General features: G+C 62.0%; 24 protein-coding genes and 7 tRNA genes. All 31 read right to left on the reverse strand.

What is annotated here, in order from left to right; genetic code table 11:
• Positions 1-43: 43 nt before the first annotated feature.
• Positions 44-1,930, reverse strand: a complete 1,887-nt coding sequence (locus tag LQ956_RS00400) for a SurA N-terminal domain-containing protein (protein ID WP_238620984.1) — start codon at positions 1,928-1,930, stop codon at positions 44-46.
• Between the two features lie 118 nt (positions 1,931-2,048).
• Positions 2,049-2,125: transfer RNA gene (locus LQ956_RS00405), tRNA-Asp, on the reverse strand.
• Between the two features lie 21 nt (positions 2,126-2,146).
• A tRNA-Val gene (locus LQ956_RS00410) sits at positions 2,147-2,222 on the reverse strand.
• A 12-nt stretch (positions 2,223-2,234) separates the two neighbouring features.
• Positions 2,235-2,507 carry an HU family DNA-binding protein gene (locus LQ956_RS00415; RefSeq protein ID WP_238615876.1) on the reverse strand — a complete coding sequence of 91 codons (273 nt, stop codon included), beginning with the start codon at positions 2,505-2,507 and terminating at the stop codon, positions 2,235-2,237.
• 337 nt (positions 2,508-2,844) lie between these two features.
• Positions 2,845-5,286 (reverse strand): endopeptidase La, encoded by a 2,442-nt coding sequence (gene lon, locus LQ956_RS00420; protein WP_238629130.1) that lies wholly within the window; start codon positions 5,284-5,286, stop codon positions 2,845-2,847.
• A 286-nt stretch (positions 5,287-5,572) separates the two neighbouring features.
• Positions 5,573-6,847 (reverse strand): ATP-dependent Clp protease ATP-binding subunit ClpX, encoded by a 1,275-nt coding sequence (gene clpX / locus LQ956_RS00425; RefSeq protein WP_238620982.1) that lies wholly within the window; start codon positions 6,845-6,847, stop codon positions 5,573-5,575.
• A gap of 104 nt (positions 6,848-6,951) precedes the next feature.
• The gene (gene clpP, locus LQ956_RS00430; protein ID WP_238620981.1) at positions 6,952-7,602 is read right to left on the reverse strand and encodes an ATP-dependent Clp endopeptidase proteolytic subunit ClpP; all 651 of its coding nucleotides are present in this window, start codon (positions 7,600-7,602) and stop codon (positions 6,952-6,954) included.
• Complete coding sequence (gene tig, locus LQ956_RS00435) at positions 7,603-8,913, reverse strand: trigger factor (protein ID WP_238629131.1); 1,311 nt, start codon at positions 8,911-8,913, stop codon at positions 7,603-7,605.
• 163 nt (positions 8,914-9,076) lie between these two features.
• Positions 9,077-9,161, reverse strand: a tRNA-Leu gene (locus tag LQ956_RS00440).
• Positions 9,162-9,282: 121 nt separating this feature from the next.
• Positions 9,283-9,358 (reverse strand) — tRNA-Lys (locus tag LQ956_RS00445).
• A gap of 75 nt (positions 9,359-9,433) precedes the next feature.
• Positions 9,434-9,509: transfer RNA gene (locus LQ956_RS00450), tRNA-His, on the reverse strand.
• Between the two features lie 36 nt (positions 9,510-9,545).
• Positions 9,546-9,622 (reverse strand) — tRNA-Arg (locus LQ956_RS00455).
• Between the two features lie 28 nt (positions 9,623-9,650).
• Positions 9,651-9,727: transfer RNA gene (locus tag LQ956_RS00460), tRNA-Pro, on the reverse strand.
• Between the two features lie 131 nt (positions 9,728-9,858).
• Positions 9,859-10,617, reverse strand: coding sequence for a CDP-diacylglycerol--serine O-phosphatidyltransferase (gene pssA / locus LQ956_RS00465; RefSeq protein ID WP_238620978.1), 759 nt, complete (start codon positions 10,615-10,617; stop codon positions 9,859-9,861).
• Entirely contained in the window at positions 10,614-11,249 is a 636-nt protein-coding gene (locus LQ956_RS00470; protein WP_238620977.1) for a phosphatidylserine decarboxylase, read from the reverse strand. The genes pssA and LQ956_RS00470 overlap by 4 nt, the downstream gene beginning before the upstream one ends.
• A 110-nt stretch (positions 11,250-11,359) precedes the next feature.
• On the reverse strand, positions 11,360-12,376 hold the full coding sequence (gene ilvC, locus LQ956_RS00475) for a ketol-acid reductoisomerase (RefSeq protein ID WP_238620976.1): 1,017 nt from the start codon (positions 12,374-12,376) through the stop codon (positions 11,360-11,362).
• A 64-nt stretch (positions 12,377-12,440) separates the two neighbouring features.
• Positions 12,441-12,935 carry an acetolactate synthase small subunit gene (gene ilvN / locus LQ956_RS00480; protein ID WP_200172700.1) on the reverse strand — a complete coding sequence of 165 codons (495 nt, stop codon included), beginning with the start codon at positions 12,933-12,935 and terminating at the stop codon, positions 12,441-12,443.
• Between the two features lie 7 nt (positions 12,936-12,942).
• Positions 12,943-14,658 (reverse strand): acetolactate synthase 3 large subunit, encoded by a 1,716-nt coding sequence (locus tag LQ956_RS00485; RefSeq protein WP_238620975.1) that lies wholly within the window; start codon positions 14,656-14,658, stop codon positions 12,943-12,945.
• A gap of 327 nt (positions 14,659-14,985) precedes the next feature.
• Complete coding sequence (locus LQ956_RS00490; RefSeq protein WP_238620974.1) at positions 14,986-15,411, reverse strand: hypothetical protein; 426 nt, start codon at positions 15,409-15,411, stop codon at positions 14,986-14,988.
• A 140-nt stretch (positions 15,412-15,551) separates the two neighbouring features.
• Positions 15,552-16,703: a radical SAM protein gene (locus tag LQ956_RS00495; protein WP_238620973.1), complete on the reverse strand. Its 1,152-nt coding sequence runs from the start codon at positions 16,701-16,703 to the stop codon at positions 15,552-15,554.
• Positions 16,700-17,824 carry an NAD(P)/FAD-dependent oxidoreductase gene (locus LQ956_RS00500; RefSeq protein WP_238620972.1) on the reverse strand — a complete coding sequence of 375 codons (1,125 nt, stop codon included), beginning with the start codon at positions 17,822-17,824 and terminating at the stop codon, positions 16,700-16,702. The genes LQ956_RS00495 and LQ956_RS00500 overlap by 4 nt, the downstream gene beginning before the upstream one ends.
• Positions 17,811-18,917 carry a lipoate--protein ligase family protein gene (locus LQ956_RS00505; protein ID WP_238620971.1) on the reverse strand — a complete coding sequence of 369 codons (1,107 nt, stop codon included), beginning with the start codon at positions 18,915-18,917 and terminating at the stop codon, positions 17,811-17,813. Before LQ956_RS00505 ends, LQ956_RS00500 begins: the two co-directional genes overlap by 14 nt.
• 79 nt (positions 18,918-18,996) lie before the next feature.
• Complete coding sequence (locus LQ956_RS00510) at positions 18,997-20,148, reverse strand: radical SAM protein (protein ID WP_238620970.1); 1,152 nt, start codon at positions 20,146-20,148, stop codon at positions 18,997-18,999.
• 115 nt (positions 20,149-20,263) lie between these two features.
• Positions 20,264-20,704 carry a glycine cleavage system protein GcvH gene (gene gcvH / locus LQ956_RS00515; protein WP_238620969.1) on the reverse strand — a complete coding sequence of 147 codons (441 nt, stop codon included), beginning with the start codon at positions 20,702-20,704 and terminating at the stop codon, positions 20,264-20,266.
• Between the two features lie 110 nt (positions 20,705-20,814).
• Positions 20,815-21,225, reverse strand: a complete 411-nt coding sequence (locus LQ956_RS00520) for a DsrE family protein (RefSeq protein WP_238620968.1) — start codon at positions 21,223-21,225, stop codon at positions 20,815-20,817.
• Between the two features lie 5 nt (positions 21,226-21,230).
• Positions 21,231-21,671: a biotin/lipoyl attachment domain-containing protein gene (locus tag LQ956_RS00525; RefSeq protein ID WP_238620966.1), complete on the reverse strand. Its 441-nt coding sequence runs from the start codon at positions 21,669-21,671 to the stop codon at positions 21,231-21,233.
• A gap of 5 nt (positions 21,672-21,676) precedes the next feature.
• Positions 21,677-22,594 (reverse strand): CoB--CoM heterodisulfide reductase iron-sulfur subunit B family protein, encoded by a 918-nt coding sequence (locus LQ956_RS00530; protein ID WP_238620965.1) that lies wholly within the window; start codon positions 22,592-22,594, stop codon positions 21,677-21,679.
• Positions 22,587-23,303: a 4Fe-4S dicluster domain-containing protein gene (locus tag LQ956_RS00535; protein ID WP_238629132.1), complete on the reverse strand. Its 717-nt coding sequence runs from the start codon at positions 23,301-23,303 to the stop codon at positions 22,587-22,589. Before LQ956_RS00535 ends, LQ956_RS00530 begins: the two co-directional genes overlap by 8 nt.
• Positions 23,304-23,335: 32 nt before the next feature.
• Positions 23,336-24,151, reverse strand: coding sequence for a hypothetical protein (locus LQ956_RS00540; protein WP_238629133.1), 816 nt, complete (start codon positions 24,149-24,151; stop codon positions 23,336-23,338).
• Between the two features lie 7 nt (positions 24,152-24,158).
• Positions 24,159-25,208 carry a CoB--CoM heterodisulfide reductase iron-sulfur subunit A family protein gene (locus LQ956_RS00545; RefSeq protein ID WP_238620959.1) on the reverse strand — a complete coding sequence of 350 codons (1,050 nt, stop codon included), beginning with the start codon at positions 25,206-25,208 and terminating at the stop codon, positions 24,159-24,161.
• On the reverse strand, positions 25,208-26,626 hold the full coding sequence (locus LQ956_RS00550) for a heterodisulfide reductase-related iron-sulfur binding cluster (RefSeq protein ID WP_238629134.1): 1,419 nt from the start codon (positions 26,624-26,626) through the stop codon (positions 25,208-25,210). Before LQ956_RS00550 ends, LQ956_RS00545 begins: the two co-directional genes overlap by 1 nt.
• Positions 26,627-26,996 lie beyond the last annotated feature (370 nt).

Consider the following 26,996-nt stretch of genomic DNA (forward strand, 5'->3'; position numbering starts at 1 on the left):
ACCCACCCCTGTTCGCCGGCTTGCCGGCGAACAGGGGTCAGACTCACAGATTGTCTCGATGGATCTTGATCTTGGCCTCGGCCTCCATGGCGTTCAACACGGCCTCGAAGTCCAGCGCCCCATACAGCCCTTCCAGATGACTCCGGGCCCGTGCCAGTTCGGCACGTCCAGGTTCCACATCCCTCACTGCATGCAATTTCACCAGGGCATAATCCCCGCTATCCAGGGACATACCCGCCGCGCCCGAGGCCGATAGACCGAAGGCTGCCGTGATGATCCCTCCCGGCACATCGGTACTGTCCCGTGTGATGGTGCGATGCTGCTCCAGGCTACCCGGCAGTCCTTCCACCACCGTGGTCAGATCCCCACCATCACGCAAGGCTTCCAGCACCCGCTCACCGGCCTCCCGGGACAGACGGCCTGACTGTTCACGCCGGATCAGCGCCCGGATCTCGTTTGCTACCTCAGCCAGGGCACGGGGTGCAGCCGGCTCATGCGCCGACACGCGCACCACGACGGAACGGCCATCGGGCAGATCGATCAGATCGCTGTTACGCCCTTCCTGCAGCACCTCCTGGCTGAAGGCGGCCTGCCGCACCATGGGGAAGCTGCCCAGCTCCTGCCCTTGGTCACGGGTCATCCAGTCGGAACGACGGATCTCCAGACCCGTGGCATCGGCGGCCGCATCCAGGCTGCGAGGGTGCTCATAGCTCTCGGTCAGCAGGCGCTCCATCAGCTCAATCTGACGAGACTCCACCTGCCGGGCACGCAGCTCCTCCGCCACCTGCTCGCGCACATTCTCAAACGGCTCCGAATAGGCCCGTTCGATATCGCTCAGCAGGATCAGATGAAAGCCTTCGCTGGTTCGCACCGGCTGACTCAGGTCACCGACGGATTGGGTGAACAGCACCCCGTCCAGGGCCGGCCCCAGATCACCCCGCTGGACATAACCCAGATCCCCTCCCCGCGCTGCCGTCAGGCGGTCTTCCGAGGCATCCGCGGCCACCCGAGCAAAATCCTCACCACCGCTCACCCGGGCGCGCAGTGCCTGGGCACGGGCACGGGCATCGGCCACCGCATCGGCGTCGGCGTCGGCGCCGACCCGGACCAGGATATGGGCGGCACGCCGCTCCTCGGGGGTCGTGAAGCGGTCGATCTGCTGCTGATAGTGGCGGCGCAGTTCAGACTCGCTGGGCGTGATACGGGCCTCCAACTGCTCCAGATCCAGCAGCAGATACTCCAGACGCACCCGCTCCGGCGTCCGGAAGCGGTCACCATGGGCCGCATAGTAGGCCTGAACGTCCTCGTCGCTGATCTCCACGCCCGCGGCATATTCCGCCGCCGGGATGACGAAATAGCTCAGATCCCGTTCCTGATCCCGCAGACGCAGATATTCGCGCACCTCGGCATCGGTCACAAAGGCGGAGATCCTGACCCCGCCCTCGAACTGTTCCATCAGCAACCCCATGGCCACATCCTGCTCGAAAGCACCACGGCTGATGCGCTGGGCCTCCAGGAGTTGGGTATACCGGACCGGGTCAAAGACACCGTCCCGCTGGAATGCCTCAAAGCCCGCCAGTTCACGGGCGACGGCCTGCTGGCTGACCCGGAAACCCTGAGCGGCCACTGCCTGCTGCATCAGCTCCCTACGAATCAGGGTCTGCAGGGCATTTTCCCTGAGGCGTTCGTCATCCACCAACTCCGGCGGCAGTCGCCCGCCGAAGAACTGAGCCACCTGCTGCCTTTGCTGCTGTACCTCTCGCTGGAGGGCCCGGGTGGTGATCTCCACCCCGTTCACCTCCACGGCCACCAGACGGGCGCCACCGCCGAAGTATTCATGCACACCCCAAAGGGCGAAGGGAATAGCGATCATGATGATGATCGCATAGGCCAACCAGCCGCTGGCTTTGTCGCGAATTTTCAGGAGCATGAGAAGAAGCTATCAGTCTGCCATTGGGAAAATGACCGACATGATACCGGATAAGCGGGGCGGACATGCAGAGACGGGGCAATAAAAAAGGGCGCCCTGAGGCGCCCTTTTCGATAGATGGCGGAGCGGACGGGACTCGAACCCGCGACCCCCGGCGTGACAGGCCGGTATTCTAACCAACTGAACTACCGCTCCAGATACTGCTGTAAAGAACCTTGGTGGGTGCTGAGGGGATCGAACCCCCGACATTCGCCTTGTAAGGGCGACGCTCTACCAGCTGAGCTAAGCACCCATCTAAAGCACGCTAGTTTACAGCATCCTTCAGCGCTTTACCAGCCTTAAAACTCGGAACGTTGGAAGCCGCGATCTCGATGGTCTCGCCGGTGCGGGGATTGCGGCCGCTACGGGCTTCACGCTTGCGCACCAGGAAGGTCCCGAATCCGACGATCGTCACCTGATCACCCTGACGCAGGGTGGCAGAAATCACGTCGATCATGGAATCCACCGCGCGCGCAGCCGCTGCCTTGGGAAGATCGGCGGAGCTGGCTACGGCGTCAATCAGTTCGGATTTATTCATTCAGTTTTACCTTCGCTTGGGCAGAGGGTGGAGAAGTGGTGTGAGAGTCGCGCGAGTCTGGAGAAAAACACGTACGGATGCGCCTGACTCTCGTGGTCGGCGCCATGACTCGGGCAATGAAAGGTTCTAGGTATAGTTATGGGTGCTGCGACAAGAACGCGGACTTTATACCAAGCGGATTTCGGACCTGTCAACAAGGCTTCATCCTGCGCTGAAACGGTCGGCAGACGGCGCTCCAGAAGGTTCCGGAACGGAAACCGGCGGCCGGAAGAACATGACTCTTCCAGCCGCCGCGCCTTATGACCTGCCTGCCGTGCCCTCCATCAGTCGGACGGACTCAATGGTGGGGCACCCCTCCTCGCTTCGTGGCCTCCTCCGCCCCCTTGGAGACCACCTCAGGCTTTTTCGGCTTATCCCCTTCATCTGCCGTCGGGCGCTCCTTGAGGGCAATGGCCAGCACCTCATCGATCCAGCGTACCGCGCGGATCTCCAGCTTGCTCTTGATATTCTTGGGGATATCCACCAGGTCCTTCTCATTCTCCCTGGGAATGATCACCGTCTCGATACCACCCCGATGGGCGGCCAGCAGCTTCTCCTTGAGACCGCCGATGGGCAGGACTTCACCCCGCAGCGTGATCTCGCCGGTCATCGCCACGTCGGACCGCACCGGGACACCCGACAGGGCCGAGACGATGGCCGTGCACATGCCGATACCGGCACTGGGACCATCTTTGGGTGTCGCCCCTTCCGGCACGTGGATATGGATATCCTTCTTCTCGTAGAAATCCTCGGCGATGCCCAGGGTACGGCAACGACTGCGTACCACGGTCATGGCGGCCTGGATGGACTCCTGCATCACATCACCCAGCTTGCCGGTATGCAGGCACTTGCCCTTGCCGGGGACCACGGCGGCCTCGATGGTCAGCAACTCACCACCCACCTCGGTCCAGGCCAGGCCGGTGACTTGACCCACTTGGTCATGCTCCTCGGCCAGACCGTAACGGAAGCGCCGCACACCCAGATATTTATCCAGATTCTTCGGCGTCACCTGGGTCTTGCGCTCGGTACCCTTGAGCAGATGCTCCTTGACCACCTTGCGGCAGATCTTGGAAATCTCCCGCTCCAGGTTACGCACCCCCGCCTCCCGGGTGTAGAAGCGGATGATGTCACGAATGCTGCCCTCATTGACCACCAGTTCCCCATCCTTGAGGCCATTGTTCTTCATCTGCTTGGGCAACAGATAGTTATGGGCGATATTGGTCTTCTCGTCCTCGGTATAGCCGGGCAGTCGAATGACTTCCATGCGATCGAGCAGGGGGCCGGGGATGTTCAGGCTGTTGGCCGTGGCCACGAACATGGTATCCGATAGATCGAAATCCACTTCCAGATAATGATCCGCAAAGGTACTGTTCTGTTCCGGGTCCAGCACCTCCAACAGAGCCGAGGCCGGATCGCCGCGAAAATCCATGGCCATCTTGTCGATCTCGTCCAGCAGGAACAGGGGGTTACGGGTGCCCACCTTGGAGAGGTTCTGCACAATCTTGCCGGGTAAAGCGCCAATATAGGTGCGACGATGGCCGCGGATCTCGGCTTCGTCACGCACCCCGCCCAGGGACATGCGGGTGAACTTGCGATTGGTGGCCCGGGCGATGGAGCGCCCCAGGGAGGTCTTGCCCACCCCCGGCGGCCCCACCAGGCACAAGATCGGGCCCTTGAGCTTGCGCACCCGCTGCTGCACGGCCAGGTATTCCAGAATCCGTTCCTTGACCTTTTCCAGACCGTAGTGATCCTCATCCAGCACCCGCTGGGCCTCAGCCAGATCATTGCGCACCTTGCTGCGCTTCTTCCAGGGCATGTTGGCCAGCCACTCCACGTAGTTGCGCACCACGGTGGCTTCGGCGGACATGGGGGACATCATCTTGAGCTTGTTGAGCTCGTTCTGGGCCTTCTGTTTGGCCTCCTTGGGCATACCGGCGTCATCGATACGCCGCTGCAGGTCCTCCAGCTCGTTGGGGGCATCCTCCATGTCACCCAGCTCCTTCTGGATCGCCTTCATCTGCTCATTGAGGTAATACTCCCGCTGGCTCTTCTCCATCTGCTGCTTCACGCGACCGCGGATGCGCTTCTCGATCTGGAGGATGTCGATCTCGCCCTCGATCATGGACATGAGGTGTTCCAGGCGGGCACGCACGTCATCGATCTCGAGGATCTTCTGCTTCTCCTCGATCTTCAGCGACATATGAGCGGCGATGGTATCCGCCAGCCGTGCTGCGTCATCAATGCCGGCCAGGGAGGTCAGGATCTCCGGCGGGATCTTCTTGTTCAGTTTCACATACTGATCAAAGAGGTTCAGGACCGAACGGGTCAGCACTTCCATCTCCCGCTCATCCCCGCCCGGCAACTGTGCCACCCGAGTGATCTGGGCGGTGAAGTGTTCCTCGGCATCCGTCAGTTCGATCACACGGGCACGCTCGGAGCCCTCCACCAGCACCTTGATGGTGCCGTCGGGCAGCTTGAGCAATTGCAGGATGGAGGACAGGGTTCCTACGCGATGGATCTCCTCTGCCGAAGGCTCATCCACCTCGGCACTCTTCTGGGCCACCAGAAGGATCTGCTTGTTCGCAGCCATGGCCGTATCCAAGGCCCGGATGGACTTCTCCCGACCGACGAACAGGGGGATGACCATGTGGGGATAGACCACCACATCACGCAAGGGCAGCACGGGAACGGTCTGAATCGGGTCGTCCATGGCTGCCTGGGGTTTTTGATCATTATCCATGGTGTTCGTCTCTCAATAAGGATTTGGTGATAGATTTCACCAAGACCGGGGCCGACCCGGGATTGGCAATCCGCCATAACCTATTTGATGGGTATGTTCCCCGGGAAATCAAGGCGCCGGGCGACAAAAGGCTGCAAATCGAGTAAAGGGAGGGAGAAACAATCAAGACAGGCTAGCAACCGACACAGCGCCACGCCGGGAGTGGGGCATGGCGCTGCGTCATAGTCCGGATACCACCCTGACATCCGTCGGAAAGCAACGCATCCGAGGACCAGGGGGCGGGCACTCAGTCCGAGGCGGCCTTCTGATAATCGGAATTTTCGTAAATCAGATAGGGGTTGGCATCACCCATGATCACGGCATCATCGACCACCACCTTGGAAACACCTTCCACCGAAGGGATCTCGTACATGGTGTCCAGCAGCACCTGCTCCAGGATGGTCCGCAGGCCACGGGCACCGGTCTTGCGTTCCATGGCCTTGCGTGCCACGGCGCGCAGGGCATCTTCCCGGAACTCGATCTCCACCCCTTCCATATCGAACAGCTTGCGATACTGTTTGGTCAGGGCATTCTTGGGCTCGGTGAGGATGCGCACCAGGGCGTCCTCATCCAGTTCTTCCAGCGTCGCCACCAGAGGCAGACGGCCCACGAACTCGGGGATCAGCCCGAACTTGATCAGGTCTTCCGGCTCCACACCGAACAGCAGCTGATTGGAAGACTGGGCGTCGTTGCGGCTCTTGACCTCGGCGGAAAAACCGATGCCGCCCTTCTCGGTGCGGTCGCGAATGACCTTCTCCAACCCCGCAAAGGCACCGCCCACGATGAAAAGGATGTTGCGGGTATCCACCTGCAGGAACTCCTGCTGGGGGTGCTTGCGGCCACCCTGGGGCGGGACCGAAGCGACGGTGCCTTCGATCAACTTGAGCAGGGCCTGCTGCACACCCTCGCCGGAGACATCCCGGGTGATGGAGGGGTTATCGGACTTGCGGGAAATCTTGTCGATCTCGTCGATGTAGACGATGCCGGTCTGGGCCTTCTCCACGTCGTAGTCGCATTTCTGCAGCAACTTCTGGATGATGTTTTCCACATCCTCGCCCACGTAGCCCGCCTCGGTGAGGGTGGTGGCATCGGCGATGGTGAAGGGCACGTTCAGCAGGCGTGCCAGGGTCTCGGCCAGCAGGGTTTTGCCGGAACCGGTGGGACCGATGAGCAGGATGTTGCTCTTGGCCAGCTCGACTTCATCCTTGCCCCCACGAGCCTCCAGGCGCTTGTAGTGGTTGTACACCGCTACGGACAGGATCTTCTTGGCCCGCTCCTGCCCAATGACGTATTCATCCAGGATCTGCTTGATCTCATGAGGACGAGGCAACTTGCTGCCCGCGACCGCGCCCTGCTCCTGCATCTCCTCGCGGATGATGTCGTTGCACAGCTCCACGCACTCATCGCAGATGAATACCGACGGACCGGCAATCAGCTTGCGCACCTCATGCTGGCTCTTGCCGCAGAAGGAACAGTAGAGCAGTTTGCCGCTGTCCGAATCCTTGCCTTTCTTGTCGCTCATGAGCGGACCTCAAGTAATACCATTCGGTTACACCTTGCCCCTTTTCGGGACAAGATGCAAGCCGCAGCCGGACGCGGTTTCCCTGCCGTCCGGAACCTTCCGGATCAGGAACCCTGGAGCAGACTCCGGGTCTCCAGGACCTTGTCGATGATGCCGTATTCCTGGGCATCAGTGGCGCTCAGGAAGCGGTCACGCTCGGTATCCTGCTCAATGCGCTCCACCGGCTGGCCGGTGTGATGGGAGAGGATGCCGTTGAGCTGGTCACGAACCTTGAGGATCTCGCGGGCATGGATGTCGATATCCGTCGCCTGCCCCTGAAATCCGCCCAGGGGCTGGTGAATCATGATCCGGGAATGGGGCAGGCAGTATCTCTTGCCCGCAGCCCCGCCGGCCAGCAGGACGGCGCCCATGCTGGCGGCCTGACCGATGCAAAGGGTGCTGACATCGGGTTTGATGAACTGCATGGTGTCGTAGATGGCCAGCCCGGCGGTGACCACACCGCCGGGGGAATTGATGTAGAGACTGATGTCCTTGTCGGGGTTTTCAGACTCCAGGAACAGGAGCTGCGCCACGATCACGTTCGCCATGTAGTCCTCCACCGGACCCACGACGAAGATCACCCGCTCCTTGAGGAGTCGGGAATAGATGTCATACGCACGCTCCCCCCGGGCGGTCTGCTCGACCACCATGGGGACCAGATTCAGTGCCCGGGTATCCAGGGCACCGCCCGTTGCTGCAAACCCACGATCGCTCATTTAGACTTCAGTCTCCTGCGATGGGTTCATGAGACGGTCGAAGCTGATGGACTCATCCTTGGCCTGGCACTGTTCCAGCACCTGATCCACCACCTGTTGCTCAAGAACCATGGCTTCCAGGCCACTCATGGCCTGCTTGTTACTGCGATAGTACTTCACCACTTGTTCCGGGTCTTCATAACCGGCGGACATGGCGTCCAGCTCTGCCGTGACACGGGCCTGATCCACGCGGATCTCATCGCGACGGATGATCTCGCGGATCACCAGCCCCAGGGCCACCCGACGGCGGGCCTCTTCCTCGAACAGCTCGTCCGCCAGGTCCGGCACCCCCTGGGCGCTACGACCGAAGCGGGAGATGGCCTGCTCCCGCAGACGGTTGATCTCGTCCTTGACCACGGCCTTGGGCAGATCCACCGGATTGCGGTCGAACAGCGCCTGCATCACCTGCTCTTTGACCTTGGCCTTGACAGCCTGTTCCATTTCGCGGGTCATGTTCTTGCGCACTTCTTCACGCAATTTTTCCACACCACCGTCTTCGACACCGAAATCCTTGGCAAATTCGTCATTGACTTCAGGCAGCACGGATTCCTGCACGGCCTTGACCTTGACGGCAAACTCAGCCGGACGACCGGCCAGATGCTCCGCCGGGTAGTCTTCGGGGAAGGTCACGGAAATGGTCTTCTCATCACCGGTCTTGAGTCCTTCCAGTTGCTCTTCGAAACCGGGGATCATGCGGCCTTCGCCCAGTTCCAGATTGGCATCCTCAGCGCTGCCGCCTTCAAAGGCCTCGCCGTCCAGGGTGCCGGTGAAGTCGATGACGATGCGGTCGCCCTTGGCCGACTCGCGCTCCACGTCGGACCACTGACGGCGCTGCTTGCGCAGGGAGTCAATGACCTTGTCCACATCCGCATCGGCAATGTCCACCTGAGGGCGAGCAATCTCCACGCCGCTCATGTCGGCGGGCACCACGTCGGGGAAGACTTCGAAAACAGCCACGTATTCCAGCGCCTCACCCGCCTCGACGGACTTGGGTTCGATATCCGGCGGGCCGGCGGGAATCAGGCTTTCCTGGTTCAGGGCGTCCTGGTAGGAGGACTGCATCAGTTCACCCAGGACCTCCTGGTACACCCCGTCACCATAACGCTGCTGGACCACCTTGAGCGGCACCTTGCCGGGGCGGAAGCCATCAATCTTCACCCGCTTCACCAGGGATTTGAGACGACGATCCACTTCTTCCTGAATCCGCTCGGCAGGCACCTGAACCGTCATGCGCCGTTCCAGGCTGCTCAAGGACTCCACTGATACTTGCATGGACTGAAAACCTCTTCGCGTCGTTCGCGTCTATTTCAGAATTCTTGGACCGGGCAAGATCCGGGGACCGAGAGCGCCGTGTGTGCGCCCGCCATGTCTCCCGGCACATCGCCGAGTCCCTGAGAGTGTGTCTGCCGGACACGCATTGCCGATGGCTTGAACATGGTGCGAAAGGAGAGACTCGAACTCTCACGGGTTACCCCACTGGAACCTAAATCCAGCGCGTCTACCAATTCCGCCACTTTCGCCAAACACCGCCACTGCCGGATGTAGCAGGGCATTATACAGGCACGCCCGCAGGTTCATAACCCTGCCCCACAATGCAAAAAGGCCCGACAATCGTCGGGCCTCCTGCATATCCGGACACATTGGTGGGCCGTGTAGGAATCGAACCTACAACCAATGGATTAAGAGTCCACTGCTCTACCAATTGAGCTAACGGCCCAGGAACACGACTTTTCGCTTTACGCTTCCCTGACGCGGCATCCTGAGAATGCCTGCACGGTCATCCTTGGTAATCTGGGGTGGCCGACGGGGCTCGAACCCGCGACAACCGGAATCACAATCCGGGACTCTACCATCTGAGCTACGGCCACCATAAACAAAACAGCTACTGCATCAAACCATACAATTGGCGCGCCCGGCAGGACTCGAACCTGCAACCCTCGGCTTAGAAGGCCGATGCTCTATCCGGTTGAGCTACGGGCGCCTGGATCCTGCCGCCTGGCGGTTTCAAATGGTCGGGGTAGAGGGATTCGAACCCCCGACATCCTGCTCCCAAAGCAGGCGCGCTACCAGACTGCGCTATACCCCGGATTTCCCGAGCATCGCGTGCAGTCAATGGCGATGCCGAAGGCGCACATATTACGCATAAGCGGTGACACCGTCAATCCCGTATTTAACTTTACGCCACACGCCCACACCCCGTTGGCCCGGGGCAAGAGATCAGTCCTCCCCCGACACCCGCTGCAGACGCCGACGCCGCCAGCGGAACAGCATCAACGCGGGCCCCGACAAGGCATAAACGACAAAACCGAGCCATAACACCTTCGGCGGATCGATGGCCGTGAGCATCACCGCCAGCAGCACCGCGATGACCACGAAAAAGGGGACCCGATGGCGAAAATCCATGTCCTTGAAACTGAAGTAGGTGAGATTGCTCACCATGGCCGCACCACAGAGGACGGTGATCAGCAATGCGGGCAGCATCATGCCGGCACCGGAAAACTCAAGGTCGTTCCAAACCCAGACCAGGCCCATCATGACGGCCGCGGAAGCCGGACTGGGCAATCCCTGGAAAAACCGCTTGTCCGCCACGCCCAGCTTGGTATTGAACCGGGCCAGGCGCAGGGCCGCGGCAGCGGTATAGAAGAAAGTGGCCACCAACCCCAGCTGGCCGAGTCCGTTCAGGACCCACAGATACATGACCACTGCCGGCGCCACCCCAAAGGACACCATGTCGGCCAGGGAATCATACTCAGCGCCGAAGGCGCTTTGGGTATGGGTCAATCGCGCCACACGCCCATCCACGCCATCCAGCACCATGGCGATGAAAACCGACACTGCTGCCGCGATGAAATCCCCATTAATGGCCGCCATGATGGCGAAAAAGCCGGCGAACAGCGCCGCCGTGGTAAACAGATTGGGCAGGAGATAAATCCCCTTGCGCCCTTTGGGATGTTCCGGCTGCCCCTCCATGATCATGAACCTCCCGTCGGCTCTTTTCTATGCAGCAGAGTGGCAATCACGTCGGTCCCCGCCAGGACCGTCTGACCGGGCTTCACGTCCACTCTGGCATTGTGCGGCAGATAGAGTTCCATCGGGCGCCAGAAGCCCAGGAACCCGCAGCGCCGCCCCTGCCCTAATCGCTCACCGGCCTGCGCCAGGATGCTCAGGCGATGGGGCCAGCGGCGACGGTCCGTGGCCAGCACCACGTCCTCCTTCTCGTCGGTCTGCAGCCAGATGGCAAAACGGCCTTCGGCTTCCGCCACTGCCTGCCCTTCGCCACCCGCCCAGTATTGCTGAAACTTGCCCTCTACCGGGCTATGGATATTGAACTCCCCGAAACGACGCTGATGCAAGATGACCCGGGTGGTCCGGCGATCCAGAAAGGGGTCATGGCATTCACGCACATCGGCCACCACCCCATCCACGGGGCTCACCACCGCCAACGGATTGGGCGGCGTCTTGCGCGGCATGTCACGGAACATCACCAGTGCGGCGATCAGCAATAACCAGGTCGGGAAGGCCCAGAAACCCAGAAAAAAATGCGCCAGGGCCACCAGGACGGCGACCTGGGCCAGATAGGGACGTCCTTCCGGAGCGATGGGGAGCATGGATGTATCCCGGACGACAGGCCCGAAAGGCGGTTCACTCTCGGGCTGGATTGCACACAAGACAGGGGCTGCGCCAGGCGCAGCCCCTGTCATCACAACACCATGAAAGATCAGTTCTTGGACTTGTCCACGATCTTGTTGGCCTTGATCCAGGGCATCATGTCGCGCAGACGGGAGCCCACCACTTCAATGGGATGCTCGCGGGCGATGCGGCGGCTGGCCTTGAGCTTGGCATTGCCGGAAGCGCTTTCCAGGATGAATTCGCGGGCAAAGTCACCGGTCTGGATCTCGCGCAGGATCTTGCGCATCTCTTCCTTGGTCTGCTCGTTGACCACCCGAGGGCCACGGGTGATGTCGCCGTACTCCGCCGTGTTGGAGATGGAGTAGCGCATGTCGGCGATGCCGCCCTCGTACATCAGGTCGACGATCAGCTTGAGTTCGTGCAGACACTCGAAGTAGGCCATTTCCGGCGGATAGCCGGCTTCCACCAGGGTTTCGAAACCGGCCTGGACCAGGGCGGAGGCGCCACCACAGAGCACGGCCTGCTCACCGAACAGGTCGGTTTCAGTCTCGTCCTTGAAGGTGGTTTCGATCACACCGGCACGGCCGCCGCCGTTGGCGGAGGCGTAGGACAGGGCGATGTCACGGGCACGACCGCTGGCGTCCTGGTAGACGGCGATCAGGCTGGGCACACCGCCGCCCTGCTTGTAAGTGGAACGTACCAGATGGCCGGGACCCTTGGGTGCGATCATGATCACGTCCAGATCCTCACGGGGCTGGATCTGCTCGAAATGGACGTTGAAACCATGGGCGAAGGCCAGGGCACCGCCTTCCTTCAGGTTGGGCTCCACCAGTTCCCGGTAGAGGGCGGCCTGGTGCTCGTCGGGGGCCAGGATCATCACCAGGTCGGCATTCTTGACCGCCACTTCGATGTTCTTGACGTTCAGACCGGCATCTTCGGCCTTCTTGGCGGAGATCGAGCCGGGGCGCAAGCCCACGGTCACGTCAACACCGGAATCCTTCAGGTTGTTGGCGTGGGCGTGGCCCTGGGAGCCGTAACCGATGATGGCCACCTTCATCCCCTGGATGATGGAGAGATCGGCGTCTTTGTCGTAATAGACCTGCATGGTAGGTATCCCCGAAATACGGATAAAGAGTAAAGGTTCAGATTTCAGATTAAGGAAAATGGGATCAAAGCCTGAGGGCCACGTCGCCGCGGGCAATGCCCATGACGCCGGAGCGTACCACTTCAACCACCTCAAAACCGCGTACCGCGTCGATGAAGGCATCCAGCTTGGGGCTGTCGCCGGTGAGTTCCACCACATAGGCGGTGGCACTCACATCGATGATGTGGCCGCGAAAGATCTCGGTCATGCGCACAACCTCGGCCCGCTGCTCACCGTCCTGGACCTTGAGCTTCACCATCATCATCTCGCGCTCAATGTGGCGGTGCTCGGTCAGATCCAGCAGCTTGACCACGTCCACCAGCTTGTTGAGCTGCTTGGTGATCTGTTCGATCACCTCATCCGACCCGCGGGTCACCAGGGTCAGGCGGGACAGGGTCGGGTCCTCGGTGGGGGCCACGGTGAGGGACTCGATATTGTAGCCACGGGCCGAGAACAGCCCGGCCACCCGGGACAGGGCGCCGGACTCGTTTTCCATCAGGATTGAGATTATGTGTCTCATGGTCGCATCACAGGAGGATCATTTCGTTCTGGCCTGCACCGGCCGGAACCATGGGGTAGACGTTCTCGCTCTGGTCGGTGATAAAGTCCATGAACACCAGGCGATCCTTCATCTTCAGGGCTTCCTGGATGGCACCTTCCACGTCACCCGGCTGCTCGATGCGCATGCCCACGTGACCGTAGGCCTCGGCGAGCTGCACGAAATCAGGCAGTGCATCCATATAGGACATGGCATAGCGCCCCTGATAGAAGAACTCCTGCCACTGGCGCACCATACCCATGTAGCGATTGTTCAGAGTCACCACCTTGATGGGCAGATGATATTGCAGGGCGGTGGACAACTCCTGGATGCACATCTGGATACTGGCTTCGCCGGTGACGCAGACCACAGTCTCGTCCGGATGGGCGATCTGGGTCCCGATGGCCGCCGGCAGACCGAAGCCCATGGTGCCCAGGCCGCCGGAATTGATCCAGCGGTTGGGCTTGTCAAAGCCGTAGAACTGGGCCGTCCACATCTGGTGCTGACCCACGTCGGAGCAGACGAAGGCATCCCCCTTGGTCAGGCGCCAGAGGGTCTCCAGCACGTACTGGGGCTTGATCAGTTCGCTGGTCTTGTCGTATTTGAGACAGTCCATGGCCCGCCATTCGTCGATCTGCTTCCACCAATCGGCCAGGGCATCCGGATCGGGCCGAGCCCCGCTAGCCTTGATCTCCTTGATCATGGTCTTGAGCACCTGATCCACCTGGCCGACGATGGGCACGTCCACCTTCACGTTCTTGGAGATGGAGGCCGGGTCCACGTCCACATGGACGATGCGGGCATGGGGGCAGAACTTCTCGATGTTGCCGGTGACCCGGTCATCGAAGCGGGCACCGATGGCGATGAGCACATCCGCATGGTGCATGGCCATGTTGGCCTCATAGGTGCCGTGCATGCCCAGCATACCCAGGAACTGACGATCGGAGGCCGGATAGCCGCCCAGCCCCATGAGGGTATTGGTAATGGGGTAGTTCAGCAGCCGGGTCAGTTCGGTCAGGGACTTGGCCGCATTGCCCAGGATCACGCCGCCACCGGTGTAGAGCATGGGCTTTTTCGCGGACAGGATCAGGTCCACCGCCTTGCGGATCTGTCCCGGATGCCCCTTCACCGTGGGGTTGTAGGAGCGCATCTTGATGCTCTTGGGGTAGCTGAACTCAAAGCGCGCGGCGGTGATGTCCTTGGGGATGTCCACCACCACAGGTCCCGGGCGACCGGTGGTAGCCACGTAGAAGGCCTTCTTGATGGTGGTGGCCAGATCCTTGACGTCCTTGACCAGGAAGTTGTGCTTCACGCAGGGGCGGGTGATACCCACGGTGTCCACTTCTTGGAAGGCATCGTTGCCGATCAGGCTGGTGGGTACCTGGCCGGTGAAGATCACCATAGGCACGGAATCCATGTACGCATCGGCGATACCGGTGACGGCGTTGGTGGCACCGGGGCCGGAAGTCACCAGGACCACACCGGGCTTGCCGGTGGACTTGGCAAACCCTTCGGCGGCGTGCACCGCCCCCTGCTCATGTCGCACGAGGATATGCTTGACCTTATCCTGTCGGTACAGGGCGTCGTAGATATGGAGTACGGAGCCGCCGGGGTACCCGAATATCAGATCAGCACCTTCCTCCTGCAGACAGCGGACGAAAATCTCGGCACCGGTCAATTCCACGGTCTTGGTCTCCTGCTGCATAAGAAGCTTGCCTGCTCTGGGCTAACTACGCCCCGGGACAACCCCCTGAAGAGTTTGACCGCGGAACGAAGGGGAAAAGGCTCGATCATAATATGTCGGGGCATGAATTTCACCATTCGGATCGTTTTCCCCCGCCGAAGTTGCCGATGTCGAAACCGGAAAGCCGCAGTCGGGTGGACCCGGGCACACGCCGGGACCACCCGCGCTTGGTACAGGGGACATGGAAAGGTTTTGTTACGCGCAACGCAGACCCGGGGGCGTGCCCCGCCGTTCGGCCGGGATATCCGCCTGAACGTCCGGGAACAGACCGGGTGGGGTGATTGCGCCCTACCCGCCCCAGCCGTATTGCTCGAAGAAGTCGGGCAGCATGTCCAGCATCTCATCCCGGGTAAAGAATCGATCAGCCCGGGCCAGACGCATCTGGTCCTGCAGATCCTCGTCCCCGCCGAAGCAGAATACCGGGATGTTGATCTGATACTCCGTCCTCAGCATCCGGATCACGTCCAGGGGATCGAAGGCGTCGCCCCCTTCCAGGTCCAGCAGCACGAAGCGATGGAGCAGGATGTCGTTCCAGTCTCCCAGTTCCGCCAGCTCCGTGGCCACCACCCGGGTCCAGCCGATGGGGGCCACCATGTCCAGATCGGACAGCAGCGACTCCCGAGCGGTCATGACGATGAACCTGCGATCCAGACGGGATTGAATGGTAGGCCGGCGGCTACCGGTCTGTTCACGAAAAGTACCTGAAGTAGACATCACTGTGCGCCGACTCCTCGCGGATATCACTGACCGGGACAATCCTGACTCCCCTCATAGCCTTTAACTCTAGACTTATTCCATGAAAGGTCAAGTCTCCCATGCATCTCCCCCCGCGGGCGCCTCAACACAGGTCACACCTATGCGTCACCTTCATGGTCGAAGGTACCGATATCCTCCCCCGCCATCTGACGTCGCACGAAGGCCACATCCTGGTCCGACAAGGCAAACGGGAAGGACATGATGTCCGTGGGACTCGAATCCCCATACGGACGGTTGCAGGCCGAGATCTCGTCATCGGAATGCCCGGGGCAACCGGAGGTCTGAAACGGACGACCGGAAGCGATCAGGGCCTCCAGTTCCTGGCGATCCAGACCGAAATCCACCACCCGCCCCTGCCCGTTGAAACCCATGTCCTGCACCCGCACCCCGCGATAGTCGATCAGGAAACGGGCCAGCTGCACCCGCCGCCACTGGTCCCGGGGCGCCGGCGACCAGTCCTCCATCAGGGAACCCTGTTCCGGGAAGAAGGCAAACAGATGATTGTGCCCACCCATGTCGCAGATGCGCTGGCAGACCTCCAGCATCTCCCGCTCCGTCTCCCCCATGCCGCAGATGAGATGGGCACCGAAACGCTCCGGGCCGTAGATCTCGGCGGCCCATTCCAGGGCCTGCCAGTAGGTCCCCCAACGATGGGGGCTGTCCACCGACGCCCCCCGGGTGCGCTCGAAGACTTCGGGCGTGACGGCGTCCAGGGCGACGGTGAAGATCTGGGCGCCGATGTCCCGCAGTCGCACCAGGTCGTCGTAGCCCATGGTGGTGGGGTTGGACAGGATGGAGGCCGGGATATGGGGCACCGCCTGCACCCACTTATCCAGCAGGATGGCGGTGTCCTCGTCCGAATCCGGATGGGTGATCATGGAGATGCACATGCGCTCGAACCGTCCCTGGTCGGCCCCGTTGCGAATGCGCTCGATCACGTCATCATAGCGAGCCGTGGGCCAGTCCACCCGGATGAAGTTACGGTCGGCATAGTCGCGGGATTCCTCCCGGTGACGGGCCAGGCCGCAGTAACTACAGTTGGCCCGACAGCCTTCCGGATAGGTGACCAGCAGATTGAGGCAATGGGTGCAGCGGGTACGGTGCATCCAGCCCTTGACCAGTCCCAGGGTGATGGCGGCGGCAGTGGACATCTGCACATATTCCGGGGAACGCATCCGGGGCGTCTTGATGTACGGATCCGGACGATAGAAATTGACCGGGATGTCCCGGGCATCGGCGGGGGTGCTCATATGGGTATCCGCTCCTCGGTGGTCGGTGCTGGTGTGTGTGATCCCGGCTCGCGGGCAGGAGGGTCCTGCAGGTATTCGGGGAAGGCGATCCAGCCGCGACGGTGGGGGGCATCCTGATCCAGCGCCGACACCCGCCAGGCGGCGATCAGCTCGCGACGCCGGGCCACGGCGCGGTCCAGGCCGGGCTGATACAGGTCGCGGATCTCCTCGTCATAGTCGACCAGGGCCCCATCCTCGCCCTGCAAATATGCCACAGCGGCCCCCCCGGCCCGTTCGCCGGAGATCACTGCCGGGGCGATGCCGCCGCCGGTAATGGGATGGGTCAGGCCCGCCGCATCGCCCACGAACAGCACCTCACCATGGACCAGGACACCTCGCAGGCCGCCCACGGGAATGGCCCCGCCGGTACGGCGCAAAATCTTTGCCCCGACCCGCCCTTCCCGCACCAAGGTGCGATGCAGGGCATCCAGGGGTGCCTTCAGATCCGGGGTCAGGCGCTTATCGATCCCCAGACCCAGATTGGCTTCGCCCTTCTTGGGAAAGAGCCATGCGTAGCCGCCGGGATAGTCCCCGGACAACCAGATGTCCGTCTCTGCATGAACCTTGAGCAGTGGCACGGTGTACTGTCGGGTCTGCACCAACTCCAGGGCCGGCAGCCCCAGATGGGCCGCCACCGAAGAATGGGGGCCATCCGCCGCCACCAGCAATCGGTAGGTGACGGATGTCATCCCGCCTCTTTGCCGAACCCGGGCCACCCGGGCCACCGGGTCCAGTCCCACCAGGGTCGTGCCGGTCCAGAGCCTTGCGCCGGCCCGCTCGGCCTGCCGGGCAATGGCCCGGTCAAAGGCACCCCGATGAATCATGATCCCGGGAAAGTCACTGTCGTGGCGAACGCCCGAGGGTAGATAGGTGCTCATCCCGGTGATGGGCTGACAGTACACGGCCGCATCCCGGGCATGACACCCCATGGGCAGCGGAATGAACTCGGCGCACTGCACCGGCTCTCCCACCGCGGCCCGACGCTCCACCGCCAGCACCCGGGCGCCGCCCTCGGCCGCGATCCGGGCGGCGCTGCCCCCCCCCGGCCCCAACCCCACCACCAGCACGTCAACCGGAAACACGGGGCTCTGCCCTTGCAGACGCCGGGTCACGGGAGTCCAGGGACTTGCGCAGGACCTGCAGGAAATCCTCCCGGGAGAGCATCAGCATCTCCACCCGATAGGCATCGAAGAAGCGGTGGATATTCGCCTCCAACTCCGCCACCGGCGTCTCCTTGAGAGACGCCTCCAGATCCACCAGCATGCGCCGGGGGTTCATGAAAAAGTCCCCGGTGATCCAGACCTGACGGATGATGCCCCGGGCCTCATCCAGCATCACCCCGGCACGCATGAGACCACCTTGGCAGCGATGCACCGCCTCCAGCAGGGGCATGCCCCCTTCCGGGCGATTGCGCTGGTAAACCCATTCTTCGCTGTCGATCTCCGCCAGGGCCTGGGCAAAGTGGTTCTGCTCCCGCGAATTCAGGTTATCCGCCGGTACCAGATCCACCTGGAAGGCCTCGGCAAAGGCCTCGGCCAAAGCGGACTGGACCCGCGCCAGGGGCGGCGGCTCGCCCAGCAGTTCCCGCAGGTTCGTTACCCGCTCCCGGGCCGAGGCAATGGCCTTGTCGGAGAGTTTTTCTGCCGGGATGCGCAAAACCCTCAGCATGCGTTCCACATCGAAGTCGATGAGCAGGGTGCCCTGGTACATGATGGAGTTGCCGTCAAAGGCCCCGCCGGTGCCGGAGATCTTGCGTCCCGCCACCTCGATGTCGTTGCGGGGGCGGTAGCGGGCGTCCACGCCCAGACGGCGGATGCCGTCCGCCGCCGCCTCGCAGATGCGACGGGCGATCTTCCCCATGTCGGCGGTGCCCAGAAAGCGCCGATCCACGTACAGCTCCCAGCCGATCTGACCGGGATCGAAATAGATGGCACCACCGCCGGTGATGCGGCGCTGGATGTCGATCCCCTCGGCAAGACAGCGATCGATCCGCAGTTCCTGCGCCACGTTCTGGTGGAAGCCCACCAGGGCACAGGGCTCAAAGCGCAAAAAACGCAAGGTATGGGGGCTATGCCCCGCCTGATGACACTCCAACAGAGTCCGGTTCAGGGCCATATTCTCGGCGGCCCGGCGCAGACCGGTGTCCAGGACTCTGAGATTGATCTTTTCCGACATCGGTCCACTCCCATTCATGCTTGATATTCACCCGGCACCCCAACCCCTCTCCCACAAGGGGTGAGGGGCTTAACCGGGATCATGAACGCGCCATGGCGGCCGGTGCCTGGGCGACGACGGGGATGCCGGCTAGCCCCCGAGGTGTCCGGCGCCGGTGCTCGTCCGCCAGGATGGCTTCCAGATCCAGTTCCAGACCGGCCTGGTCATCGCCCAGCACCTCCTCGCCCACGGCCATGGAGCAGCAGGAAGGAATGACCCGAACCCGATACCCCAGCCGTGCCGCCAGTTCCACGGTGCCTTCGGCCGGGTGGGCCAGTCCGTTGATACCCGCCATCACCGCATAGGTATCGATCATCGCCTTCACCTCCCCCGGGGGGCGGGCGCACCCCAGCAACAGCGGTGTCCCGGGCAGGGCCTGGCGGGCATCCAGAAAGAACCTGCCCACCGCATCCGGGCTCGGCGTTTCGAAAGGCCGTTTCGGATTGGCATGAAAAGGCATCACCACCACCAGCACCACCGCATCGGGAGTGTGACGCCGGAGCATCGCCAGGGCATCCCATTCTCCCAGAAAGCGTCCGTAGTGCAGCCCCATGACGATATGAGGCACCACCTTCATGGGGGTCTTCACCAGGTGTTCCAGGGTGGCCTCGAAATCTTCCACGCGGCGGCGCAGGTGATAGACCTGGGTGATGGTTTCCTGGGCACCGATCACATCCATCATGGCGGCATCGATGCCCGAATCGGCCATGCAGCGGGCGCCATCCTCGTCCACCAGGGCCGTGTGCAGGGCGATGCGAAATTGGGGAAATTCATCCTTGATGCGGCGGATGATGTCGTAATAGGGGCCGTACTCCACCTCATTGCGGTGGTTGGAACCGCCGGTCAGCAGCATCCCCTGCCCCCCCTCCTCCAGCAATCGGTTCACCAGCGCCCACAGGGCCTCCGGGGATCGGGCAGGGATCATGGGCTCCAGCAGCTTGGCCTTGCAGTGGTCGCACTGCAGCTTGCAATCGCCCCCGGTGATGGACACCGCGGGCCAGGCATGGCCGGCACAGCGGCTGATCTCGGTGGTCTGGTAGGACTTGAAGCTGGGGGTGTAGAAGTCGATGCGGGCATCCGAAGCCAACCCGTCGGCCGGATGCCGGGCCTGGAGACGGCGCACCAGATCAGGATTCAGGGACAGCTCTTCCAGGGCCTCGATACGGGCGGCCAGCGGGTACCAGTCGGTCATGGGAATCCTTGCTTGACGGTGGTTCTGTTGGCACGTTTTGCGGCGAACATCCCGCACTCCCCTCACCCCAACCCCTCTCCCCGAGGGAGAGGGGCACTGGGTCAGCCGCCGCCGATCAGGCACAGCCCTTGAAGCCGTCCGCGTCCATCTTGGCCTGGAAGGCCGCCAGCGCATCGGCGCCGGTCTTGAGGTCGACGGCATCGCCATCCCAGTCGGCGGGCTTGATCTTCACCAGCCAGCCTTCGCCGTAGGGATCCTGGTTGATCAGACCCGGACTGGCGGAGACGGCATCATTGACGGCCACCACCTCGCCGCTGATCGGGGTCTTGGCGGGACCCACCCACTTGCCGGATTCCACGGTGGCGCAGGACTTGTCCTTCTTCACATCCTTGCCGGCCTTCTTCGGGGTATAGGACACCACCTGCCCCGCCAGGGCACAAGCGTAGGCGGTCATGCCCACGGTCACGTTGCCGTCGTCGCCCCGGCGCACCCAGACGTTGTTGTCGATGCTGTACTGAAGCTCTTCCGGCAGATCACAGCCCTTGACTGCGCCCATGATTATCTCCTTTTCGAGTATTTGAATATTACCCATTGCAGTATATCGAGTCTCCCGGCGACGGCGATGGCCCCGAGGTGATGCAGGTCAAGACCTGCCACCCTGCCCGTTCAGAAGGTGATCAGCTTGTCACAGTCCAGCACCAGATCCGCCAGATCACTGGCACGGGCCACGTGATCCACCTCCGGGATCAGGTCGGCATCCGGGTCCATGTCATAGCCGGGCATCGCCGGCTCACAGACGTGCAGCACTACCCCGGCCCGCTTGGCGTCCCGGATGAATTCGATGATGCGACGCCCACCCGGCATGGCACACAGCGACTCCGCCACCCCCGTCTGCATCAGTCTCACCCCCTCCATGGTGAAAAAGATGTGTACCCGGGCATCCATGGCAGCCAGCACCGACCCCAGATAGAAAGGGGTGGCACAGCGCGCCGGGGAGGAAGGACCGCTGGTCATGATGAAGACCACGGTCTGGTCTGCCTCCACATCATCCGGTGTTGCCGATGGTGTCTGCACCATGTTCCTTACTCACGCCCGCAGTGGATGTCGTCCCGTTCGGCGCGGGCACAATAACCCGCCCTCGCCGCCTCCCCGGTCACGAAACGCCGCAGGGCGGCATCCAGGGGCTCATGCACCGCCACCCGGGCAATCCAGGCCCCGAAGGGGTCCTGGTTCAGCAGGGCCGGGGTCGCCATCACCGCCTCGTTGATCTCCAAAATGGTGCAGTCCACAAAGTTGGGGACAGGCCCCGCCCACTTGCCGCTCTCGATGGTGGCCACCGGCTTGCCGGGGGGACGCCGGCTGCCCGGCCGACGCACCCGCACGTGCAGGATTTTGCCGGCGATGGCCTGGGACAGGTCGGTCATGCCGACGGTCAGGATATCTCCCGGTTCCCGGCGCAGCCAGACCTGGTACTCATCGTCGTAGTAAAGATCCGGATGGAACTCGCAGCCATTGCAATCCATAAACCCTAAATGACTCCCTTGTCCTTCAGAAAACCGATGGAATCACTGACATTCTCGTGAATCCCCAGCTTGCGCGGGGACAGCCCCATGGACAGGCCCAGCAGCTGGGTGAAGTAGACGATCTTCACATGGGTCTTGATACCAAACTCGGTCTCCGCGCGCACCTGGTGCATCTCCAGGCCCGAGTGACAGGTGGGACATTCAGTGGCGATCACCTCGGCCCCCGAATCCTCCGCCGCCTGCAAGAGATTCAGCACCAACTGGGTGGAGGTGTCGGAATCCGACAAGGTATGCGCACCGCCGCAACAGGCCGTCTTCAGCGGAAAATCCATGTTCGCCCCACCAACGGCCTCCAGCAGGTCATCCATGAAATGCGGCTTGTAGGTGGACTCGGAACCCGGCCCCTGATCCTTCTCCGGAAAGATCTGCCGGGGACGGGTGTACATGCAGCCGTAGTAGTTGGCGATGCGAATGCCGTTCAGGCTCTTCTTCATCCGGTCCTTGATGCCTTCAGGCCCTTTCTCTTCCATCAGCCACTCCAACAGATGCACCGTGCGAACATCTCCCTTGTACACCGGGTCGCCCGCCTTGCGGGCCAGGTCCTGCACCGTCTCCATGGTTTTTTCGGAGGTAGCAGTCTCGTACTCGGCCTTCTTCAGGTTGTGGTAACAGCCGTTGCAGGGGGCCATCACCGTGTTCAGCCCCATCTGCTCGGTGGCGATGGCCAGATTGCGGGCGGACAGATAGGTCTGCAGCATGGGATGGATGTTCTTCACCTCCATGGCACCGCAGCAGTTGTAGTCCTTGAGGTTGACCATCTCCATGTCCAGCGCCTTCACCAGCACCCGGGTGGACTTGTCATAGGGGCCGGCGGAGCCTTCCAGGGCGCAGCCGGGATAGTACGCAACCTTAGCCTTAGCCATGGGTGGCCTCCTTCTGTTCACGCACATACTGCTTGAGCACCTCGCCGGTGCGTCCCCAGGACCGAGTTCTGGGGGCAAAGAAGAAATTGCGCGCAAAGCGCATCCCCAGACCTACCGGCAGATGCTGCATCAGACGCACACCGAACACACGCAGCCACTGGGGCACCAGGGGTTGGCCGGTTTTCCTGAAGAAATTCAGCAACACCAGACTGTCCTCGATGCGGCCACGGGCATAGATCTGCTCGGTGAACTCCTCGTCGAAGACCCGGGACGGTGACTTGGGCGTGTGGCCCTCGTCCTCCAGCCAGTGTGACAGGGCCTTCATCACCCCTTCCGGGCGTACGTCCTTGGGGCAGATGCTCGTACACTTGTTGCAGGATACGCACTGCCAGATGATGTCCTTGTCCTTGATGATCTCCTCCTTGAGTCCGGTACGCACCGCATAGATCCAGTAGCGGGGATTAAACTGCACGTTCTGGGCGTACATGGTGCAGGAATTGGTGCAGGAACCGCACTGCCAGCAGCGGTGTACGTTCTCGGCACCCGGGTAGCGCTGGATGACGGCCTCGAAGTCATCATCGTAATCGGTGATGGTCCGGGGCGTGATCATAGTATTCCAGTGACCGGAAACATCCACACCGTCCACCACCAGGGTATCGTGGCGGAGCAGCCGCTCCGGTTCGATCAGGGATTTTTCGTGAATCGCCATGCTTTTCTCCGCAACACTTCATGCATCATGGGTCAGGCCGGACCCGCCTGATGCCAAGTCTCTTGACCCGCGGCGGCCATCGCGCCGCGCCGCTCGTCGATACCCAGCAGTTTGACCACCAGTTCCATCGGGTCCTGTCTGGCGCCGAAGTCCCCCTGCAGGATGCCCAGCCCCCCGGAAACGGAACGCACGTAGTCCGCGTAGGCCCGAGCCAGGATCAGGTCCGTGATGAAGGGTAGATCCCGGTAGAAACCGCTGGCGGAGAGGTGTGCGGCAAACCACTGACGCACCCCCTCCAGGGCCTCCGGTGTCATCGCCAGGGGCAGGGTCTGCAGACTGTCGCTGCCCGGCACGAACTCCCGCACCGCACCGCTCATGGTCTGGGTGTCCCAGACCCAGCGGGTCATGAGGGGGATCGTTTCCGGTTCCCGGAAATGCAGCAGTTCCGCCCCCAGGTCCCAGGCCGCCCGCCGCAGCTTGCGCTCCGGCACCGGCAGACGGTCACAGAAGCCCTCCAGGCGCCTGAGCAAACCGCCTCGGCCGTAAACCAGCTCCAGCACGGCCTCGGCCAGGGCCTCCCGAGGCATCTGCCGCAACACTGGCCCCAGTCGCCGCCGGGCCGGAAAGACACATTCCAACAACAGCAGGGGCAGCTCCGGAACCAGGGCCGCGGGACGGACCCGGGGCAGGGCCTGGGCGAACAGGGCATGCTTGCTGCCCAGGGCGGTCAGGTAGTTCTCCACCCCGCCCCGCTCGCTCATGTCCTCCAGCAGGGCCGCCAGCTTGACGGCCGCCACCTTCTCATCCAGGCGGATGGACAGGGGCGCCGGGGTGATGGACTGATTCATCAGCACCTCAGCCCGCCTTGCGCGTCAGACCATGCAGGTCCGCAATGGCGCGGGCACCGGCGGCCATGCCCTGGGAGATGGAGTCATCGATGGTCTCCGGTCCGTAGGCGGCCCCGCAGGAATAGATGCCGGGACGGGTGGTGCCGCAGGTATTGGTGTAATGCTCGCCGCGTTCGATAAAGCCGTGATTCTCCAGACTCACGCCGAACACCTCCGCGATCTCCGGATTGTCCATGTTGGGGTCCATGCCCACCGCATGCACCACCATGTCGAAGGGAATGACGATGGGGCGCTTCACCAGGGTGTCCTCTCCCTTCAACAGCAGCCGGCCATCGGGCGCGGCGGTGACTTCGGCAATACGGGCCTTGATGAACTTGGTGCGGAATTCCTCCTGGGATTTCCAGTAGAAGCGGTCCTCGTAAAGGCCGAAGGTGCGGATGTCCATGTAATAAACGAACACCTGGGTCTTGGGCGAGAGCTCCTTGATCTCCATGGCCAGATTGGTCGAGACGGTACAACAGATCTTGGAACACCACTCGCGCCCGATCTGCCGGTCGCGGGAGCCCACGCACAGCAAGATGGCCACCCGCTCCGGGGTACGGCCATCGGAGGGACAGGCGATCTTGCCGGCGGTTACCATCTGCTCCACTTGGGTGGTGGTGACCACGTCCGGGAAGGTGCCGAAGCCCCACTCGGGCTTGTTCACGGAATCAAAGTGGGTGAAACCGGTGGCCAGCACCACGGCACCGGCCTTGACGCTCTTGCCGTTGCTCAGCTTGGCAGTGAACTTGCCCGGCTCCCCGTTCAACTCCGTCACCTTGGTGCCCTTGTGGATGGCGACGTTGGCATCATCTTCCACCCGCTTGACCATGCGCCCGATGGCGTCCTTGGCCCATTCACCGGAGGGGACCAGCCGGGCATAGCCGGAGATGATAGGGGCGCCGCCCAGCACGTCTTCCTTTTCCACCAGCACGGCCTTGTAACCGACACCGGCCACCTGGGCCGCCGCGGACAGGCCGGCCGGTCCCGCACCGACGATCAGAACGGTATCCTGCATCACGCATTACCCCCATAAGCGAGTTCGGGTTTGTAGAGATATTCGATATTGCCCTGCTCGACTTCCTTCAAATAGGCCTGGAAATTCTTCTTGGCCTCGGACCAGGAAATGCCCATCTTCTCCACCAGGTCCTCACAGGGTGAGGCATGCCACTGCAGCTGCACGATCTTGAGGGGGTCCGCCCCGCAGGCCAAGGCGGCGAACTGCACCTCGGCCATGATGGGGATCTGGAAGTCCTGATCATGGGCCTTGCCGATCCACTGGTTCTTGTCCATGGTGGTGACACAACCGGTGTCGTTGGCCAGCATGACATCGGCATTGGCCTCTTCCCGGGCCACGCGGATCTTGCGGTTCATGGTGAAGGAACGGGTGAACTCCCGCTCGGAGATGATGTGCCGAAAGCCAAAGCCGCAACAGTCGTACCAGGTGGAATAGTCGATTACCTGGGCGCCCAGGGCCTGGGCCATGGAAGTGATGATGGCGGTACGATTGCCGCCCAGGACGTCGGCGTCGTAGACGGCATCCTCGTGGATCATCTTGTAATAATGGCAGGCCACATGGGCGGTGGTGCGGATATGTGAGACATCAATCTTCTGCAGCTCCGAGGCGATGCGATGACGCATCACGTGTACCCATTCCGAGTAGTGGATGATCTCCTCGGGGATCACCAGCTTGCCGTCCACCAGCCGCCCCAGCTTGTCCAGGATCTTCGTGACCTTCTCCCGCAACTGGGGGGATTCGACCAGGTACTTGCGGATCTCCTTGTAATTGCCGAAGGAAGTCCCGCAGTGGACCAGGGGATAGAAATGACCCGGCCCGTGACCATGCGGCTTGCCGGAGACATAGGCTTGGTGGAAATTGCGTAGGAACACCGCCGCCAGGGACTCCACGTTGCCGATGCCGGAACCGTGGTAGTTCCAAGCGGTGCAGGAGGTCTGGTCGGTCTCGTCCAGGTAGTCCTTGCCGGGCACGAAGCCGAACTCGTTCATGAACCACAGCAGGGAGGTGGGATAGCCGGGGATGTTGCCGCACTGGCCGCAGGACTTGTGGTGCCAGAGCTGGCGGGTAGGAATCTTCTTGTCCCAGCCGAACAGGGTCTTGACCATCTTGGGGTCATGCTGGTCCTCCACCCGGTGGATGATGATGTGGCCTTCCTTTTCCAACTCATACATGTGCTCGCGCACATCGTCCATGCGATCACCCAGGTCGACGGTGCGACGGTCCACGTGCTTGCGGACCCAGTCGGTGGCCTGGACGGCCTCATCGCGGGACAGCTGGGTCTGCTGGAAGAAGGCGCCGTGGCCGGCCACGCCCTGGCCGTCGGTATTGTGAAACCCGGGCTTCATGGCCCCGGGGCCGGTCCCCTCGGCGGAGGCATTATGCCCGCCGGGGGTATGATCTTTCTTCTTGGAAGTCATGTGTGCCACTCCTCTACTACGCTCGACTTTGGTACTTAGGCAAGGGATATTCCGAATAAGTCATTCGCATAAACTCCGCATAGGTCACCCTCGCAAATCCTCCGCCCGTCATCCCCGCAAATTCCCCGCCCGTCATTCCCGCACCCTCCCGCACGTCATTCCCGCGAAAGCGGGAATCCAGTGACAAACTGAAAACCCTGGACTCCCGCCTTCGCGGGAGTGACGCTGAAGACGTCATCCTCGCAAATCCTCTGCCCGTCATTCCCGCAACCCCCCGCCCGTCATTCCAGCAACCCCTCGCCCGTCATTCCCGCGAAAGCGGGAATCCAGTGACAAACTGAAAACCCTGGACTCCCGCCTTCGCGGGAGT

Origin of the sequence: Ectothiorhodospira lacustris, assembly GCF_022227845.1 — a bacterium.
In the GTDB taxonomy this organism is placed as follows: Bacteria; Pseudomonadota; Gammaproteobacteria; order Ectothiorhodospirales; family Ectothiorhodospiraceae; genus Ectothiorhodospira; species Ectothiorhodospira lacustris.

What these genes read in the sequence shown, in the direction of transcription:
- LQ956_RS00400 (WP_238620984.1), bottom strand. Translation starts at nt 1,930, where the DNA reads ATGCTCCTGAAAATTCGCGACAAAGCCAGCGGCTGGTTGGCCTATGCG.
- LQ956_RS00415 (WP_238615876.1), bottom strand. Translation starts at nt 2,507, where the DNA reads ATGAATAAATCCGAACTGATTGACGCCGTAGCCAGCTCCGCCGATCTT.
- lon (WP_238629130.1), bottom strand. Translation starts at nt 5,286, where the DNA reads ATGGATAATGATCAAAAACCCCAGGCAGCCATGGACGACCCGATTCAG.
- clpX (WP_238620982.1), bottom strand. Translation starts at nt 6,847, where the DNA reads ATGAGCGACAAGAAAGGCAAGGATTCGGACAGCGGCAAACTGCTCTAC.
- clpP (WP_238620981.1), bottom strand. Translation starts at nt 7,602, where the DNA reads ATGAGCGATCGTGGGTTTGCAGCAACGGGCGGTGCCCTGGATACCCGG.
- tig (WP_238629131.1), bottom strand. Translation starts at nt 8,913, where the DNA reads ATGCAAGTATCAGTGGAGTCCTTGAGCAGCCTGGAACGGCGCATGACG.
- pssA (WP_238620978.1), bottom strand. Translation starts at nt 10,617, where the DNA reads ATGATCATGGAGGGGCAGCCGGAACATCCCAAAGGGCGCAAGGGGATT.
- LQ956_RS00470 (WP_238620977.1), bottom strand. Translation starts at nt 11,249, where the DNA reads ATGCTCCCCATCGCTCCGGAAGGACGTCCCTATCTGGCCCAGGTCGCC.
- ilvC (WP_238620976.1), bottom strand. Translation starts at nt 12,376, where the DNA reads ATGCAGGTCTATTACGACAAAGACGCCGATCTCTCCATCATCCAGGGG.
- ilvN (WP_200172700.1), bottom strand. Translation starts at nt 12,935, where the DNA reads ATGAGACACATAATCTCAATCCTGATGGAAAACGAGTCCGGCGCCCTG.
- LQ956_RS00485 (WP_238620975.1), bottom strand. Translation starts at nt 14,658, where the DNA reads ATGCAGCAGGAGACCAAGACCGTGGAATTGACCGGTGCCGAGATTTTC.
- LQ956_RS00490 (WP_238620974.1), bottom strand. Translation starts at nt 15,411, where the DNA reads ATGTCTACTTCAGGTACTTTTCGTGAACAGACCGGTAGCCGCCGGCCT.
- LQ956_RS00495 (WP_238620973.1), bottom strand. Translation starts at nt 16,703, where the DNA reads ATGAGCACCCCCGCCGATGCCCGGGACATCCCGGTCAATTTCTATCGT.
- LQ956_RS00505 (WP_238620971.1), bottom strand. Translation starts at nt 18,917, where the DNA reads ATGTCGGAAAAGATCAATCTCAGAGTCCTGGACACCGGTCTGCGCCGG.
- LQ956_RS00510 (WP_238620970.1), bottom strand. Translation starts at nt 20,148, where the DNA reads ATGACCGACTGGTACCCGCTGGCCGCCCGTATCGAGGCCCTGGAAGAG.
- gcvH (WP_238620969.1), bottom strand. Translation starts at nt 20,704, where the DNA reads ATGGGCGCAGTCAAGGGCTGTGATCTGCCGGAAGAGCTTCAGTACAGC.
- LQ956_RS00520 (WP_238620968.1), bottom strand. Translation starts at nt 21,225, where the DNA reads ATGGTGCAGACACCATCGGCAACACCGGATGATGTGGAGGCAGACCAG.
- LQ956_RS00525 (WP_238620966.1), bottom strand. Translation starts at nt 21,671, where the DNA reads ATGGATTGCAATGGCTGCGAGTTCCATCCGGATCTTTACTACGACGAT.
- LQ956_RS00530 (WP_238620965.1), bottom strand. Translation starts at nt 22,594, where the DNA reads ATGGCTAAGGCTAAGGTTGCGTACTATCCCGGCTGCGCCCTGGAAGGC.
- LQ956_RS00535 (WP_238629132.1), bottom strand. Translation starts at nt 23,303, where the DNA reads ATGGCGATTCACGAAAAATCCCTGATCGAACCGGAGCGGCTGCTCCGC.
- LQ956_RS00540 (WP_238629133.1), bottom strand. Translation starts at nt 24,151, where the DNA reads ATGAATCAGTCCATCACCCCGGCGCCCCTGTCCATCCGCCTGGATGAG.
- LQ956_RS00545 (WP_238620959.1), bottom strand. Translation starts at nt 25,208, where the DNA reads ATGCAGGATACCGTTCTGATCGTCGGTGCGGGACCGGCCGGCCTGTCC.
- LQ956_RS00550 (WP_238629134.1), bottom strand. Translation starts at nt 26,626, where the DNA reads ATGACTTCCAAGAAGAAAGATCATACCCCCGGCGGGCATAATGCCTCC.